The sequence below is a fragment of the Methanomassiliicoccales archaeon genome, assembly GCA_038740345.1.
Lineage (GTDB): Archaea > Thermoplasmatota > Thermoplasmata > Methanomassiliicoccales > UBA472 > JAJRAN01.
Map to the genome: position 1 here is coordinate 44910 of JAVYMA010000012.1, position 17278 is coordinate 62187.

7 protein-coding genes are annotated in these 17278 nt (G+C 48.4%); 4 read left to right on the forward strand and 3 right to left on the reverse strand.

Annotation, left to right across the window (positions count from 1 at the left end; all coding sequences use genetic code 11):
• Positions 1-16 precede the first annotated feature (16 nt).
• The 3 genes from pyrF (at position 17) to QW520_05515 (ending at position 8041) form a co-directional block, all read left to right on the forward strand.
• Positions 17-664: an orotidine-5'-phosphate decarboxylase gene (gene pyrF, locus QW520_05505; GenBank protein ID MEM0449259.1), complete on the forward strand. Its 648-nt coding sequence runs from the start codon at positions 17-19 to the stop codon at positions 662-664.
• A 112-nt stretch (positions 665-776) separates the two neighbouring features.
• Positions 777-7283, forward strand: coding sequence for a carboxypeptidase regulatory-like domain-containing protein (locus QW520_05510; GenBank protein ID MEM0449260.1), 6507 nt, complete (start codon positions 777-779; stop codon positions 7281-7283).
• Between the two features lie 53 nt (positions 7284-7336).
• The gene (locus QW520_05515) at positions 7337-8041 is read left to right on the forward strand and encodes a CARDB domain-containing protein (protein ID MEM0449261.1); all 705 of its coding nucleotides are present in this window, start codon (positions 7337-7339) and stop codon (positions 8039-8041) included.
• Positions 8042-8251: 210 nt separating this feature from the next.
• Here the strand turns inward: QW520_05515 and QW520_05520 are convergent, their stop codons facing one another.
• Genes QW520_05520 through hypB form a run of 3 tightly spaced genes read right to left on the reverse strand, consistent with a single transcriptional unit; the run spans position 8252 to position 10965 of the window.
• The gene (locus QW520_05520; protein ID MEM0449262.1) at positions 8252-8896 is read right to left on the reverse strand and encodes a hypothetical protein; all 645 of its coding nucleotides are present in this window, start codon (positions 8894-8896) and stop codon (positions 8252-8254) included.
• Between the two features lie 30 nt (positions 8897-8926).
• The gene (purD, locus tag QW520_05525) at positions 8927-10255 is read right to left on the reverse strand and encodes a phosphoribosylamine--glycine ligase (GenBank protein ID MEM0449263.1); all 1329 of its coding nucleotides are present in this window, start codon (positions 10253-10255) and stop codon (positions 8927-8929) included.
• 53 nt (positions 10256-10308) lie between these two features.
• Positions 10309-10965, reverse strand: coding sequence for a hydrogenase nickel incorporation protein HypB (gene hypB / locus QW520_05530; GenBank protein MEM0449264.1), 657 nt, complete (start codon positions 10963-10965; stop codon positions 10309-10311).
• Between the two features lie 368 nt (positions 10966-11333).
• Between hypB and QW520_05535 the strand changes: the two genes are divergently transcribed.
• A partial coding sequence (locus QW520_05535) for a hypothetical protein (GenBank protein ID MEM0449265.1) occupies positions 11334-17278 on the forward strand: 5945 nt, incomplete at its 3' end.

The following is a 17278-nucleotide window of genomic DNA, read 5'->3' on the forward strand; positions in this document are numbered from 1 at the left end:
GTCATGATGAATAGTCATGAAAAAGCGTACAAGGATCATCCTTGCCCTGGATGTAATTAATGAAGCTAGAGCATTGACGGTAGCCGAAAAGGTGTTGGATTATGTTGATGCCATAAAGATAAATTGGCCATTGATTTTAGCCACTGGCCCTCACATCATCACAGAGATGGCAAGATTGGCACCGGTAATCTGCGACTTCAAGCTAGCTGACATACCAAACACTAATAGATTGATAGCGCAGAGAGCTTTTCAATTGGGAGCATCAGGTATAATAGTGCATGGATTTGCTGGCCGGGACTCAGTGGCAGCGGTAGTGCATGAGGCGCGAGGGAAGGAGGTCTTTTTAGTGACGGAGATGAGCCATCCTGGAGGAGAAGAGTTCACTGCTTCTCTGGCCGACCGGTTGGCAACTTTAGCGGTGGAAGTAGGGGCAACTGGAATAATAGCTCCGGCGACAAGACCAGAACGGATCGCCCGCCTTCGCTCCTTGATCGGTGATAAGCTAATACTCTCGCCAGGTGTGGGATTTCAAGGTGGAAGTGCAACTGAGGCATTAAGAAACGGAGCTGACTTCATTATCATTGGGAGATCCATATACGAAGATAAGGATCCTGCGGGGGCGGCAAGACGATTCTTGGAGGAGATACAAAACGCCTTCTTGTGAAGAAAAACACCTTTTTTGAAATAGCCAGATGAAAAAATTTTCACCCTCTCTTTGAAAGAACGTATTTATAGTGGATTTGTAATCAGTTGTCAAATCCTACAGGAGATAGCTGATGGCATCTATGGATGGAGGGTCGGGCAGAACTGTGGAAAAGAGCCGCCTCAACTTTTTAGCTTCATTCGGTAAGGGCCGCGAATCCTGGCTAAATCGGAATTGGCGAACAGTGGTGGTGCTTCTTTTCGTAGTGCTCCTGGCCTTTTTCATTCGCAGTTATTTCGTCTGGGGCCCTTCAGTGGAAAATGGCTTTTTGGTCTCAGGAGGCTCCGACTCCTACTATCATCAACGTGTCATCGACCATATCTCTAATACAGGGCAGCACCTCTACATCGACCCACTCTTGAATTATCCCGGGGGAATGAGGAATCCGCGGCCCCCCTTGTTCGATTGGTCTGTAGCGGTCATGGGGATGATATGGTCCGGCTTAACGGGCATGGCCGTATCGGATGGCACAGGTTTGGCCTTGATCACGGCTACTGCTGTTTGGGGAGCATTGACCTGCATACCCATGTATATGATCGGTCGCGAAGCTTTCAATCGAAAGGCTGGATTAGTGGCAGCGTTCCTGTTCGCGTTAATGCCTGGACACATCGAAAGGTCGGTAGCGTCACAGGCCGATCATGATGCCATGATATTGTTCTTCGTGGTTTTCGCTTTCTATTTCCTCTTGCGAAGTCTTAAGACTATAACTGGTGACCGCTGGGTCTCAAATTGGAAGAATTATCGTTCCGTCCTCTCGGGGCTTAAGTCCTATTGGAAGATGAATCAGGTCTCCCTTATTTATGCAGCATTAGGGGGAGTTTGTGTAGCCGCGGTTTCATTCATCTGGACGGGCTATATGTATGTGTTGATAATCGTATTGGTTTATTTCCTATTGCAGCTCTTCATCAATCGTTTCCGCAACGTCGATTCATTGGGTGTGATGATGAGCGTCGGCGTAATGCTAGGTCTGACTTTCATTTTGGCCGCACCCTTGTATTGGACCATGGACTATTGGGCTACTTGGTACGATGTGCCTCTCTTGCTATTCCTAGCTATGATAGTCGTCGGGCTCATTTTCGCTAGTACCAGGGACCTGCCTTGGACTCTTGTCGTGCCATCCTTTTTGATATTGGTAACGGTGGCATTGGCTGCGCTTTCCTTCCTGGCTCCTAATCTGTTCGACGCCATTATCACTGGTCAGGGCTATTTGGTGAAAAGTAAGCTTTACTCCACTATATCCGAAGCTCAGGCTCCCAGCTTCTCCACTCTAGCCATGTCCTTTGGCATAGTTACTTTTTGGCTGGCCCTGGTGGGGATAGGATACGCCGCCATCAAGGTACGCAAGAGTCTGTCCCCCCACTTTGTCTTCCTTATAGTCTGGACGGGGACGGCGGTGTTCATGGCCGCTTCCGCGGGCAGATTCCTATTCAATGCCGCACCTGCCTTTGCCATTATGGCGGGGTGGATCGTGGTCCTTATAATCGATGCGGTCAGGTTTCAAGATTATCCTAAAGGACTGGAGAACCCTACCCGTCCTTGGCGATCACCATGGCCCTGGTTCAAGAGCGTTTTCAGGCCGAAATATGTGATGGCCTTCTTCTTCCTCTTTATCTTGGTGCTCGTTCCAAACGCCTGGGCCGCGGTGGATGCGGGTATTCCTTCAGAATTCAAGAAACAATATGACTTGCAGATCTACAATGCCATGCCCTCAATCCTAAGACCTTCGAATTATGACAGTGTAAATGGTTCACAATGGTACTTAGGAGCCTTCGGTTTCAGCCTTCCCCTTCCCAGCCAATACTGGCCCGCAGCATGGAGCTGGTATCGATATCAAGATTCTTATTTGCCCATTTACGATCGCCCCGCTTTCCTATCATGGTGGGACTATGGCTTCGAAGCGATTCAGGCTGGGCAGCATCCCACGGTGGCAGACAACTTCCAGAACGGCTACAACTTCGCAGGCAATTACATAACCTGCACTGATGAGACCCAAGCCATCGCCATGTTAGTTATCAGATGCATAGAATATAATGACTTGAGTGAGGGCTCTGATGTATACAATGCCTTAATGGCCCACGGCGTCGACGCCGTAAAAGTTAGAGATATATTGCAAAACCCCTCCAAATATATATCCGTGGTCCTGGGGAACCCTGAGACTTACGGCAGATTCAGCTCTGACCTCTCCTCGGCGAATGCCAAATATATCGCTGCCAGGGTAGAAATGGCAAAAGTCGGTAAGAGCGAGTTGGTTTCCCTTTACAATAAGATCAGGGCGATTACTGGCAACAATATAGGGTATTTTGCTATTGACTCTCGCCTGTTCCCCTTCACCGCGACGGGTTACAACATCTTCTACGCTCCTGCAAAGTTGTCAGATCACGTGATAGATAAGGGAAGCAACGCTCCTGTCGATTTCTATCAAATTTATGCAGTGGTTATCCAGAATGGCCAGCAGCGGACAGTTCCGTTGGGGGAGATCACTGCTGACATGACGATAATCGATTACAAGATCGAATACACCCAGGCATTCTATCAAACAATGCTTTATAGGGCTTTTATGGGCTATGGCCCGTATGACATCGGTTATACCCAGCAAGGCATCCCCGGAATATCAGGCTCTTTGTCAAACCTCCCGCCTATGCAGGGCTGGAATCAGAGCCATTTCCGCATGGTGTATAGAACGGCCTATTTCAATCCCTTCCCCTCCGATCAGGTGGCCAATCACAGTCAAGCTTGGAGGGCCATTTCATATGATGAGGCGTTGATATTGAAGGACAAGATCTCCCGTGGAGAGGAGATAGGTGTTGTTGACACTTCTGCCTATAGTCTGACTCAAGGGGTAGTGTTTGTACAATACTATGATGGGGCCATCATCCAGGGCCAGGTGAGGACTGCCTCCGGTTTGCCCTATCCTAACGTATGGGTGACGGTTCTGGATGAGTATGGCATACCGCATCATTATGTGCGTACGGATCAGAACGGATATTACAGCGTGATCGCTCCCTTTGGCGATGTCGATGTGGTCTTCTCCATGGGCAATCTAGATAAGAGATTGCTTTATGCCAGTGAACTTCAGCGCGTTAAATACCATGTGACTTACGCTCAGGCCATGAGACAAACGGACTACATAATCGATGGAGATGTCACTATTACCAGCGCCAATTTGAAGGGGAAGGTATACTGGGATATGGATGGTGACGGGTCCTATGACTCAGCTCAAGATGAAATTATATCTGGGGCTAGGGTGATAGCCACTAATGAATCCCTAGGCTTCAGGGTGGAGGCCGTCACCACCTCCATGGGATATACCATTAACAACGTGCCCGCGGTCTCTGCGGATGTGTACGCGATAGTTGAAGGCCACCCAACCACCAAGAAGCCAACACAAATACTTCCATTGGCAGATACCACTGTGGACATCGGCATCAAACCTAGCTCGATCGGCGGGACCGTGAAATATGATGACGGAACCCCCGCTCCTGGCTTTAGAATCGTTCTCTCTGATAAGATCAATGGGACAGTTAGCACGAAAAGCACCGACGATTCAGGCGCCTTCTCTTTCGAGGGCTTGATGTATGGCGAATATGAGATAAGCTCAGGGATGCCTGGCACTACCTTTGGTCCGTTACAGATTAAGCTTAGCGAAGGGGAGAAAGTCAACAAACAGCTCATAGTTTATCCATCCTCAATACTCCGAGGACAAGCATGGCTCACTACGGGAATAGTAGCCTCCAATGCCACAATCCTCTTGCAGAACGAGGATTTAAACGTGGTAATACGTGCGGATCGCTCGGGTCGCTATTCAGTGGAATTGCCGCAGGGCACCTATAACCTATATTCTACCTTTGTCTCCGAAGGCAGGGATATGGCGGTTCTTAAGGAGTTAACTCTCATGCCTGGCGAAAACTCATTCGATCCTCTGTTAGTCCCTGCTAGTTATTTGAAGGGGAAGGTTCAAGGCATCTCCTCTCTTGAAGGTTTGACTGTACTGTTCCAGTCGCGAAGCAGTGGCGCTTCATTGTCTGCCAAGACGAACGAGACTGGGAATTTTGGGGTGATACTTCCTAATGATATCTATTTCGTGCAGATGGGTGAAGAAGGAGGAGCCTATTGGAACGACCTGACAGTGGCTTCTTCAACCAGTCTGATTATTAATCTGGCCAGTGCGGCTAAGGTAAATGGCTATGTCTGGTATGACAAAAATGGCGATGGAGCAAGAAGTTGGGATGAAGGGCTAGAAGGCGTGAGAGTGGAAATCAGAGACGCTGATGGAAGGAGCATATCCAAGCTCAGTGGGGCAGGAGGGAATTATGAGTTCTATCTTGTCCCGGGCAGGTCGTTCTCTATACTGGTTAGCGAAGAAGGTTTTGCTAGCTTTGTAAAATCCTTCGAACCCTTGACATCCTCATCCAACACGGATATCCAATTGAAGGCCTTAAACCGAACAGTAAGCGGCACGGCCAAGATTTCGGGGACGGGCATAGAAGGAATAGTGATAAGATTCGAATCGATATCGGGTGATGCAATTACCAAAGTGGTCCAGACCTCAACCTTGGGGACTTTCTCGGTGCAATTGCATCCTGGCTCTTATCGCATAAGGGTGGATCAGGATACTGTGGTGGGGGACAACTCATCGCGATATCAATATGAAGGAAATCTCACAGTGGAAATAGGCAAGGACCCCTCCCCCTTGACGCTTGATCTGGTGAAGCGCTATCTGGTAACAGGAACTATTGCTCCGGATCGAGGTTCCTTAGCTACCATAAGCATATACGGTCCAGATGTAAGGAGCTTGAGAGCGCAGACCTCCTTCAGCATCTATCTACAAGCAGGAGAATATGGCTTCTATTCTTTAGTGGAGAGGCTTGGAGCGAGATATGCAGCTATCGCAAGCGTGACAGTCGGTCCTTATGAAATTAATAATGTAAATCTGGTGACGGCTCAAGCATATTCTATTCAGGGATCTGTGAGATTTGAGGGCAAGGCCATAACGGGAAACGCTCCGGTGGTGATCAGCGCCGGCAGCGGTGGGAGTATGGAGCTTAAGACCACCCTTGCTGGCACCTTTACTACTTATCTGCCAGCAGGGGAATATATGGCTTCGGTAGATTTCCATACCACGGAAGCGATTAAAACCAGAACTAGGTACATACGCTACTTTGGAGATTTATCTTTCAATGTGGCAGGAAGTAAGTCTATTACCATCAATGTCGATAAGGCTCTTGACAACAGCACTCTGATTGGATCAGTTAGGGTTAATGGAGAGGCCGTGGCGGCGGTGCTGCAATTTATTCCTGCTTCTTCCTCAGCAATTTGGGGAAATTTCACCGTGCCAGCTTCAAGCTTCACCGTAGATGTCGCGCCGGGGGAATACGCTATCTATGCTAGAGAATTGAGCGGTCCATCGGTATTCATGGGCAAAATGAACGTGCCACCCCGCTCATCCTCTTATCTGAATATCGATTTGGTCCCGGGCATTAAATTCTCTGGCACTACGTTGTTAAACGGAAGACCTGGCAACGCGCTATTAGAATTCAACAGCGCCAATTATGCTCAGGTGAAGAGTGGTCAAGATGGCAGCTTCGAAATCTACCTACCTCAGGATGATTACATTGTGAAATGCACGGCTGAGGGCAGCGAAAAGGGAGTTGCCGTGGAATACGAGCTGGAATTTCCGTTGAAACTAAGGAATAACCAGATAAGCATAATAGATTTGAAGAAGGTGCCTAAGTACGGCGTAGACTTGAGCTGGGATGCAGCGGAGAAGCAGACCATAGCTCCCGGAGGGAATGTATCTTACAACTTACGCATCGTTAATACTGGCAACGTTGCTGATGTGTTCACCTTGAGCGCCTCTGGTTTCGCTACCGGATGGAGGGTTAGCTTCTCTCAGAACTCGGTCAACGTGGACTTTGGGCCCGATGGCGCACAATTGGTTACTGTTACGATTTATACACCCACTAACGCCAAAGTCATCCATCCGCCCATCACTATTCGCGCACAATCGACCAAAGGGACAGCTTCGGACTCCGTAACAGTTGATGTCGGCATTGCCTCTCACCATGATGTCTGGCTCAATTATTCCTCGGCCTCGAGCACGTCAGGAAGCGAATACCTCTACAAGTTCACTTTCAAGAACGTGGGCAACGTAGATGATACTTATAACATCTCTATTCCTAACCTGTCGGAGCTTGCCTCTTGGGGGTGGAAGGCGGAGATAAGATCGGGAACCGGCCCCTGGTCCAGCTACATCTCATCCACTCTTGCAGCGAGCAATCAGGGTAATCTTGAACTAAGATTAATTCCGCTTCGAAGCAACCCGAATGCAAGGGTGACAATAGTCCTAACTATACAATCATTGAATTCTCCTTCCACGGTTAAGGTGCTGCAATTCGAGCCCTCCATGCCTAATTTCAATATTCCATTGGGAGGCCTAACAGTCACCGGACCGGGCGTGTTCACAGAGGTTCAGCAAGTTCCAACTAAAACGGTTATCTTCATTGGATTGTTGGTGGCGGTCACAACTATCTTAATGGTATTCTCAGTGCAGAAGGGGGTATTCCGACGAAGAAAGCGCTGATCATCGCCGCCGCGCTCATCCTTCTTCTGGCTAGCTGCGCTAATCTAGCACTAGTGGTACAAGCGGAGAATCCTCTTTACATCAAAGTAGAGGGCAGAAATGTGGTGGCAGTGAGGGAGGTCAACCCTTACGTCGTCACGGCCATAGGCGGACCCGCAGAGGTGCCTGGCGGTGGAAACTATAGTTTCTTGGTGACGGTCACGGGCAGGAATGCGGTAGATGCCCTGGTGTCTCCAGCGAATGGAGTAACGCCCACTGGCATATTCCGTTTTAACCTGACCGCTCCTTCCAGCGCTACAGATATGACCATAACCGTGAATGTCACATCGACTGGGCCTTCTGGCAAAGTGAGTAAAATCTATAATTACTACGTCCGTTCGGTGGAGCCAATAGTTATCAGTGCTAAAGTGGTCAACCAAGGGAGCATAGAGGTCGAAGGTGTAGCCGTTCGCTTCTTTGCGGACGGAGTTCTACTGCAAGAGAAAAAAGTTGACATACCCGCAGGCGCCTCCAAGGTCGTAACATACAATTGGACCGAAAGCGTTTCACCAGGAGAGCATAGGATAAGAGTAGAACTGGATCCGCAGGGGCAATTCGTACGCTTCGAATCCGGAGGAACGATCTTCGAGCAGACCATTTGGGTCGGAGGGACCGATTGGGCTAATTTCAACGCTATATTGATAGGCTTGATCATCCTGCTAGGCCTGCTGGCTTACCTCGTTTATAAAAGGCCAACGACAAAACGGCGTAGAAGATGAAAGAAGCATCCTTTTTATGAAGAAAATGAAGGTCTTCATGATTCGATGAGTAAAATTGCCTGTAGTCTTAAAGGAGGTTTCATTCATTTACTGCTTTGAAAGATGGAATTGAATAGCCTTCAATAAAATACTCGTGCTGGATAACACCTTCATTGTTCGAGGTCATGTGGAAGAATAGTACTGTTTTTACGTCCCCATTTTATAGGGGAATCAATCTCGATTCACTGACTCCTCTTTATCCAGCCTCTTATACAAGGCTTCGATCTTATCGCCTAGCGTCTTGGCGCTTACTGCCACGGCGAGCTCTCCTCTCGTCTTTTCTAGAAGAGAACGGGCTATATCCTGCTTCCTTCGGATGGCAACTAATGCATCTGGATAATCAAAGCGCATTATTATCTGGAAGAACTCCTCCATCATATCCAGATGACGTGAGGCCGCTTCTATGTCACCTTCTCTAAGGGCTTCAAGGCAGAATCTCCTCAATTCCCCTATGCAATCCGCGAGACCTAACAGATAGGCAGTACTGGGAACGTTCAGTTCCTCGGGAGATGGCATATCCTCACCTTTGACTATGGACAGCAGTATGGCCGCCTCAGCCAACTCCTGCATGGCATCTGATACGAGCCCAGAGCTGAAAATCTCTGGATGGTCAAGCAGGAGGCTTCTAAGCCTCTGCGACTCATCCATGGCCTCCGACATCATCTCCTCCGCATTCTCCCCCTTGTGTATGCTGTGCACCACGCTTCCAGAGAGGCGAATGATTGCCCGCGAGGACTTGATAGCTATCTCCCTAACTGTATCCTTCTCATCAAGTTTGCTCTGGATACGATTAGCTATCTCATCCAGGTTACTCATGAAACGGCTAAACTGACTCAAGAATAAATACTATTTCCTCAGGGATCGGATGCGCTCTATCTTCCTCTGAATCACCTCATGCTTGCCAATATCATGGCGGACGTAGACCTCCTCCCCTGACACGAAGCGCAGGGCCCTCTCGCACTGTCTTTCTGCAGCATCGAGGCTTCGATCAATGCCGACCACCGCTACAGCTCTCGAAGAGGTTGTCAGCAGACGTCCATCCTCTTGGTTGACCGCCGCGTAGAACAGTTCCGCCCCGCATCGCCTAATCCCCTCCTCGTCTACTTTTATTGTGGTACCCGATTTGGCATTCAATCCATAACCGATCGGAACCACGTATTTGCATACCGTGGCTTCCTTCCTGAACAGGCATTTCTTATTCGATAGGTCTCCAAAAGCGATGCCCTGGCAGATTTCTAAGAAATCCGATTCGAGAAGAGGCAGGACGTTCATAGCCTCAGGGTCACCGAAACGGGCGTTGAACTCAATTATCTTGGGCCCCTCAGCGGTCAACATGAATTGCCCGTAAAGAATTCCCTTATATGGGGTCCCTTCAGAAGCCAGCGCATCTATCGTTTTACGCATGGACATTACTGCCTTCTCCTTCTCTGAAGAGGTTACGAAAGGCAGCAGATGGTCCTCGCCAGAGTATGAGCCCATTCCCCCTGTGTTATGACCTTTATCGCCTTCAAAAGCTCGCTTATGATCCTGCACCAATGGCATAGGGATAATATGCTTGCCGTCAGAGAAAGCCTGCAGGCTGAACTCCTCACCTTCGACCTTCTCCTCGATTACCACCCTTCCTCCCCCTACACCTTTTTCGATCACTTCCTTGATGTATGCCAAGACCTCTGCTCTGTCTTTCAGGTGCTCTCCCTCAACCTTTACCCCTTTTCCTCCCGTCAACCCCTCCGGTTTCACAACAACCTGATGCTCAACGCTATCAAGGAAAGATTTAGCCTCTTCATATGATGAGAAGACGGCAAAAGCAAGATTTCCAGGAATTTTATAATTGGCAAGAAGGGCGCGGGCAAAACTCTTGCCAGTCTCTATGCGAGACGCTGACCTAGTGGGCCCAACGCATCTCACGCCTTTTTCCTCCAGGGCATCCACCACACCTGCTTCAAGGGGAGACTCCGGGCCTATGATGGCCAGCTCTACTCCCTTAGATGTGGCATATCTAACGATGGAATCAACCTCTGTCTCGTTTAACAAAACGTATTCCTTAGAAGCCCTGATAATACCAGGATTTTTATTCTTTAAAATAGAATATATTTCAACATCTGATTTGGCCAAGGCTTTCACTATAGCGTGCTCCCTGCCTCCTCCACCAATCGCCAGGACTTTCATTCTCATACCAGCAGGATAATCGTCGAACCAGTATTAATTCTTGAACTGAAGTTATAGGCTCACGAGATAAGATGCAATGCCTTCAGAAGTTCCTCCACCCCTTCCCCTGTCTTGGCGCTCGTTAGGTAGAGCTTTCCGGCTTTTCTCAACCTAGAATAGTCCCTCTTCAATCTCTCAATATCTGAATCAAGATGCGGGAGGAGATCTATTTTATTCAACACTGCCACCCCAGCTTCCAAGAAGATCATGGGGTGTTTGTTGATCATGTCATCCCCTTCTGTTGGTGAAATCACAACCATCCTTTCCTCCGTTCCCAAGGGGAAGTCGGCTGGACATACCAGATTTCCAACATTCTCGATAAAAAGGACATCCAGATCCTCTAAGTTCAACTCCTGCAGAGCGTGACCAACTAAGTGCGCGTCTAGATGACATTCCTTCCCGGTATTCAAATTAACAGAAGGCACGCCCGCTTTCTTGAAAAGGCTATAATCATCCTCACCTGTGACATCTCCTGCGATGGCGGCTACTCTGACACCTCTGGCCCTCAATATGCGCGACATTCTCAATATGAGAGCGGTCTTTCCCGATCCTATAGAACCCATCACGTCCACGGATTTTATCCCCTTGGAACGAAGAAGCCGAAGATTTTCAGCCGCAAGTCGTCGATTCTCTGCCAGCACGTCAGTGCCCATATCGATTATAGTGGTTTTATGCACAGATTTGATAATGGGAATCCAGACTTAATCTTTACCCATTTCATCTCCCAATTGCAGAATTAGTTAGGAGCCCTCAATATTTTACAAAAATGGTTCTCTTGGCAATTATAGCTCATTTCGCAAAATGATATCGTCAAATGATAATACATTCCTCTCGGGGGCTAGGTTCATTTTTATACAAAATTTAACTAAATATCAATCAACCCATAGCCAGGATATATGTTTCATGAGCGCTCGAAACACTCTTTTTTTTAATGCGCTGGAAGAAGATTTAAGTAATAGGCAATTCAATAAACCCCTCAAGAATTAAAACACTTAGCTTCAGGAGGAAATAATTGTACCTCTTCTCGAGGTGGCGAGATATGGATATGGCAAACGTTAATGTCCGCGGTCTACCTTTGGGTCGCGTTCTAGGAAAGAGAGCTTTGCTCTACATCGCGCTGCTCGTATTCGCTTTTGCGCTGGTGCTCTTGCTTAACACCAGCAATGCGAGCGCGACGATAGTCATCAACACTGATATAACGACTGATACAACGCTTACAACAGCTGATGATTACATTATCAGTGGAGATATTACTGTTGTATCGGGAGTCAGGTTGTCAATTGAACCTGGTGTATATGTAAACTTTACATCTGGTTCAAGTCTCACGATTGAGGGTTATCTGTATGTGAATGGTACTCAGGGTAGCCCTGTAAGAATGTCGGGCGTGACTCCCACCCCAGGGTTTTGGGATGGAATTCTACTCAAGGGCCCATCTGGTTCAAGAATGACATATTTTGAAATGAGCTATGCCCAAGATGGTATTGTTATTGAGGACACAACGGTCAGCCCCTTTAGCGGAACAATAAATAACAATGCTGGCGACGCTGTTACCTTTGTCAGAACCACCGGCAATCTAAATGTTGCGTTACAGGGTTTTGTGTTAAATGGCATTGGTGGTGACGGTTACAAATTCATTGCGGACAATGGCAACGCTGTTGTCTCGTTAACTAATTGTGGAGCATTTAATGTAGAAGGTGTTGGGGTTTATGTATTCTCTCCGTGGGGTAATGCTTCCTTAAGTATTGTAGGAGGCGTGTTTACTTCCCCGACAGCAGGAATGTTTGGTGGTGCCTGGTCAGTTGCCTATTGGAATTCTTCTGTAAGTATCTCTGGAGGGGCATCATTCTACTATGCTCAAATAGGAGCGGTGGCTGAGTGTGTGGTGGGCAATGCCGTAGTTTCCATGAATGGAGTAACGCTTGGCAATGTCGAGGGTGCAGGTACAAGTTATGGAGCAGCTGCCATAGCCTATGGAATTGGCGGTAAATCGACCATTCAACTCACAAATATGGTAATCAGGAACGCCACTTATGGAGCCTTCGGCTACGCACCTGAAGGAGGAGTGAACATAGCCGTATCTGGAGTCACCTTTGATAACATCACTGAATATGGTCTAGTGGCTTGGGCTTGGGAGGAAGGCGCAATTGTTAGCGTAACCAACTGCATTTTCGAAAATGTGGATGTGCCGATATCAGTCCAGTCCAATCATACGGCCACTATAAACATTGTGGGAACGGATATATCCAATCCGTATCAAGCCGTAGATGTATTGAATGCATTTGGTGGCGTGAACGTGGTTATGACCAGAGTCAACATTACAGGTATTGTTGATAATGGCGTCTTAATCCGTTCCTTTGAAGCCGGGGCGAATATTGTTCTTACTGATGTTTCAGTCACAGGCGCATTTGGAACGTCAAGCGTCTATTGCGACGTAAATACCACAGCCACCATCACCGCGACAAGGTATTATGCATCAGGCCTATTCTATGGTCTAGGAGTCGAGACCAATGGAAATGTGGTATTCGATGTTAGTGATGCAATAATAGAAAACGTCTTTTACGCATTCTATGTTTTTGCTGAGGGAGGGGTGAATGCCAGGATTGATCCCACCCTCATTAATCACTCGCAATATGGGGTGTCAATCACTTCAGAAGGTGATGTGACTCTAACCTTGCTCGATGTGGACATGAATGATACTGTTTATTGCGTCGTGATCAACTCGATGGTTGGCGACATAGATTTCTCCTGGAAGAATGGGCGTGTCACGGGAGAGGAGACCACCCTTGTAGGAGTGTATCTATGGACGCTCGAGGGTGCAGTGACCGCGAATATGGAGAATGTACAGATGCAGTTCGACACGACTGACTATCTCTATTGGTGGAACTTAGGCTCGGCGGACAACAGCATGCTGTACATCTCTGCCAACCAGACGGTGACTATAACTTTGACCAACGTGTGGAGCAACTTCAGCTGGGCTGGCGTTTTTGCCTCCAGCGCCAATGGGGATATGAGCTTCACCGCCTCGGACGTGAGCATCTATAATGTGATCACAGGCGTTTATCTGTCTGCACCTGGCACTCTGAACATCGACGTCTCTGACTTCAAGGTCCTGAACAATGTCTTCTGGGGTCCAGTCCTAGGAATTTTAGACTTCACCAACAATGTCAATTATGTAAGAGCCTTTGATGGAAGGGCTGGAGGAGATATAGCTGCTACATTCGAAGGTGTAGAGACCAACATGCATGGCGGTATTTATCTCATATCTGACGAAGGAAGCATCGATCTCATCGGTAGCGACATCGTCAGGTACATGGAGATTGAATATTATCCTGGCATTTGGTGGTTTAGCACTGACATGTTGTGGCTAGAAGCTCCGAATGGCGCGGTGACTGCAGAGCTTAGCGATGTGAGCTTCGCTCTATATGAAGGATGGCCAGGATATAATGGCTATGGCGTCAACATCGTTGCCAATGAGTCCGTGTCCTTGGTGGCGAACGGTCTAACCATAAGCGGTGCGAACAATGGCATACAGATAGTTTCCTTGATTGGCGACGTCATAATGGAAATGACAGAGACCTCGGTGATGGAAACTACGAACAACGGAATGCTGATCTATGCTTATGATGGCAGTGTCCAAGCGACATTCCAAGACGTCCTGGTCGATCATTCGTACTTAGGGAATGGTTTGGTTATACAGGCGATGGGCGATCTCACCATAACCATGGTGGGAGTAAACGTCAACGACTCGGCCGTCAATGGCGTGCTGATGCTCTCGGTCATGGGCAACATAATGCTCGACATAACTGATCTCGAAATCGCCAACTCAGGCGAAGATGGATTGAACGCAGTGGCCGCTAATGGACTGATTGATGTGGCCATAGATCCCTCCGTCATCTCGTCTTCAGATGATGTGGGAATGTATCTCGAGGCTGCTGGGGCGGTGACAGTGATTGCCGTTGACACGGCCTTTATCGACAACAACATCGGTTTGGAGATACACTCTCAAGAGGGTGGAATAAGCGTAAGCCTGTCGAGGGTGGAGTTCAGTGGAAACGAGTTTATCGGTCTATTCGCTGAGGCGGACCGCGATGATGTGGTCGTGGAATGCAGTGAGTCTATTTTGACCGAGAACTACTATGGCTTCTATCTCAACACCTTGGCGGGAGATGTGTACATCAGTGTGAATAACGCGAGCTTTGAGCTAGGTGGGTATGGAATATGGGCTTTGAGCTCGAATGACATATTCGCCACCATAGTAGACTCGCAGTTCTTAGGCCAATCCTATGGCTCGGTCACACTCTGGGCGGATCACGATGTGGTGGTGAGCTATCTCCGGGACGTATTCGATGGTTCCTCAGCGGACAATGCACAATTCTTCCTGCCCAGCGAGTCTGAAGCCAGATATGTGATGATAGATCCCGATGTGTGGACCACCAACTCCTGGCTCACTGTGGATCTCGATTGGCCCTTCGAGTTCAATGGAGTCTACTATACTAGAGTTACCATGTCCCGCTATGGCTGGATAGGCTTTGGCGTAACAAATGTGAACGTTACTTACCCCGACTTTGGATGGGGCGTTCCCAACATGATCGCCGCGGCCCAAAACCCATACTGGAACAACCACGAGTATCCCGGCATTGGCTACAAGAAAGTGGAGGGAGCAATCATCTTCCACTGGTACGTATGGCAGACAGGATATGAGCCACTTAAGAACGTGTTCCAGATATGGCTGTTCCAGAACGGCGACGTGGAGATCCGCTATGCGATGATGGAGACCAAAGACGTCAGCCATCCCAGTTATGCATATGGTATCAACTTCAATGGCGGAGGATATTGGGACATCAGGGATTGGACATACGGCCCATTCAGCCATGATGTATTCTTCAATGAATGGAAGAGCATCTACTTCACCATGGGAAGGGCTTCCTATGGCTACGGTTCCTGGGTGCAAGCCCTTGGAAACGTGACTGCCACAGTGAAGGATAGCAGTGTCAGCTACTTCATGACTGGCGGTATGCTCTTCGAATGCTATGATGGCATTCTGAACGTGAATATAAGCGACAACTCGTTCAGCTACATCGGTGGGATGTATGAGCCATGGGCAGCGTTGTCGCTGGTAGATTATAACGGAACTATGGATGTAGAATTGACCGATCTCAATTTCTATTACATAGTAGGGTTCGCCATCATTATGTGGGATGCACCGATCAACGGTGGATCAAGCAACATGGTGATAACGAACTCCTATTTCGAACAGGTCGGCAGATGCGCAGCTATGGTATCCGATGCTTCAGGTGCTGAGGGGTCGTTCGAGCTTTCCGTCACAAAGAAAGTGATGGACAACGTCGGAGTGCATGCCGGGCCATTCTACACCATGACCTGGTTAGACACGCCATTGGCCTCGTGGAATCTTTCAGTGAGCACAATGTTCGAGAACAACAACATCGAAGGCAATCTGGATCCATGGTTAATGATGGCTAGTACTATAGCGCCTCCATTGTGGAGCATCGACCCCGCCCAGCTCTATTCCTATGTGGAGCTTAGCACAAGCACGGAAGAGAACACCATAGCATCGTTTGAAGTCCGCGCGGTAAACAACACGCTGAAAGACGGAGCCATCTATGGACATGGAGCCATCGGAACTCAAGTGCAAATAAGGAGCGTTGGCGCGGGAGGGATTACATCCTCTCTCAACGTCCTCGCGCAGGACAATGAGATCAGAGACTATTACGTGCCGTTCAGCTATGGCATCGCATCGATGATCAATCAGCGCAAGACTGGTCAGGATACAAGTGCATCAGTTGGATTACAGGTCAACGCTGAATACCTGAATAATGAGGTGGTTTTCGGTTATGGCACAGCTGGATACGGTCTGATGGTCCAGGTGTACCAGCCCATCGAAGAGGGAATCGTCTCAGGAACTTGCGATGTCGTAGCTAATGTGAAAGACAACCGCGTATGGTATGTGGGAAATGGCGTCTCGCTTTATTCCGAAACCTCGCTTGTGAATTCATGGGGATCAACCTCTTCAAACGTGGTCTTCAACGTGCAAGAGAATGACATCCGGGCCTTTAGCGTAGGTGTTCAAGCACAGGCTAAATCCTCAGCCTCCTTCTCGCACTACTTCCCACCCTATGAACAAGAAGTGAGCGCGACCTCGGATCTGAGCTTCGCCATGGACATAAGTGGCAATGAGATAAAGTGTGGTGGAAATGGTATCATTGCCTATGCTGATAACTTTGCCTTGGAAGACTATTATGGCGTGTTCACTAGCGCCTCTGCGACGTTAGAGGGAAGGTTCGACGTGCATGACAATGTGCTAGATACTGGGTACTCAAATTCTTATGGTTATGCTATGGACCTCGAAGCATCGATACAATCGGGCTGGGGGCAGTCTGAGAGCTCGTTGAATGTGGATTACTCGGTAACGGACAACGTGGTCTATGCCAATGGAAACTATGGCATTTACGTAAGTAGCTCCATACAAGCAGTCACATCCTACCTCAGAATCAGGGACATGCCAAAAGCCACCGCAACAACTAATGTCGAGATATTACGGAACGAGGTGTGGTACGCCTACGATGCAATAATGGTGGAGCAAGATGCGTCGGCTTATTATGGCCAGTCAGAAGCTTCCTTGACGGCAGTTGTGCTAATCGAGGACAATATCGTTGAGCAGGCCTCTGACGAGGGCATTTACGTATTCATCTATGGTTATGGGTCGTCCGAAGAATATGGTTCGCCATGGGTAAGTTTGTACGCTGACGTCAGCGTGGTCAGGAACATAGTCAGCGGCGATTCTTGGGAAGGCGAATGCTATGCCATAGATGTGGAGTATTGGATCAGCGGAGTTTATTACCTCGGCTCGTCCTATGGAACAGCCCTGATAGCGGAGAATGAGATAAGCGATGCATACATAGGAATCCTGTTCTACAGTGAAGGATGGAACCCAGTACCAGTGACCATAATAGACAACATGGTGGACAGCTG

What these genes read in the sequence shown, in the direction of transcription:
- QW520_05510 (MEM0449260.1), top strand. Translation starts at nt 777, where the DNA reads ATGGCATCTATGGATGGAGGGTCGGGCAGAACTGTGGAAAAGAGCCGC.
- purD (MEM0449263.1), bottom strand. Translation starts at nt 10,255, where the DNA reads ATGAGAATGAAAGTCCTGGCGATTGGTGGAGGAGGCAGGGAGCACGCT.
- pyrF (MEM0449259.1), top strand. Translation starts at nt 17, where the DNA reads ATGAAAAAGCGTACAAGGATCATCCTTGCCCTGGATGTAATTAATGAA.
- QW520_05520 (MEM0449262.1), bottom strand. Translation starts at nt 8,896, where the DNA reads ATGAGTAACCTGGATGAGATAGCTAATCGTATCCAGAGCAAACTTGAT.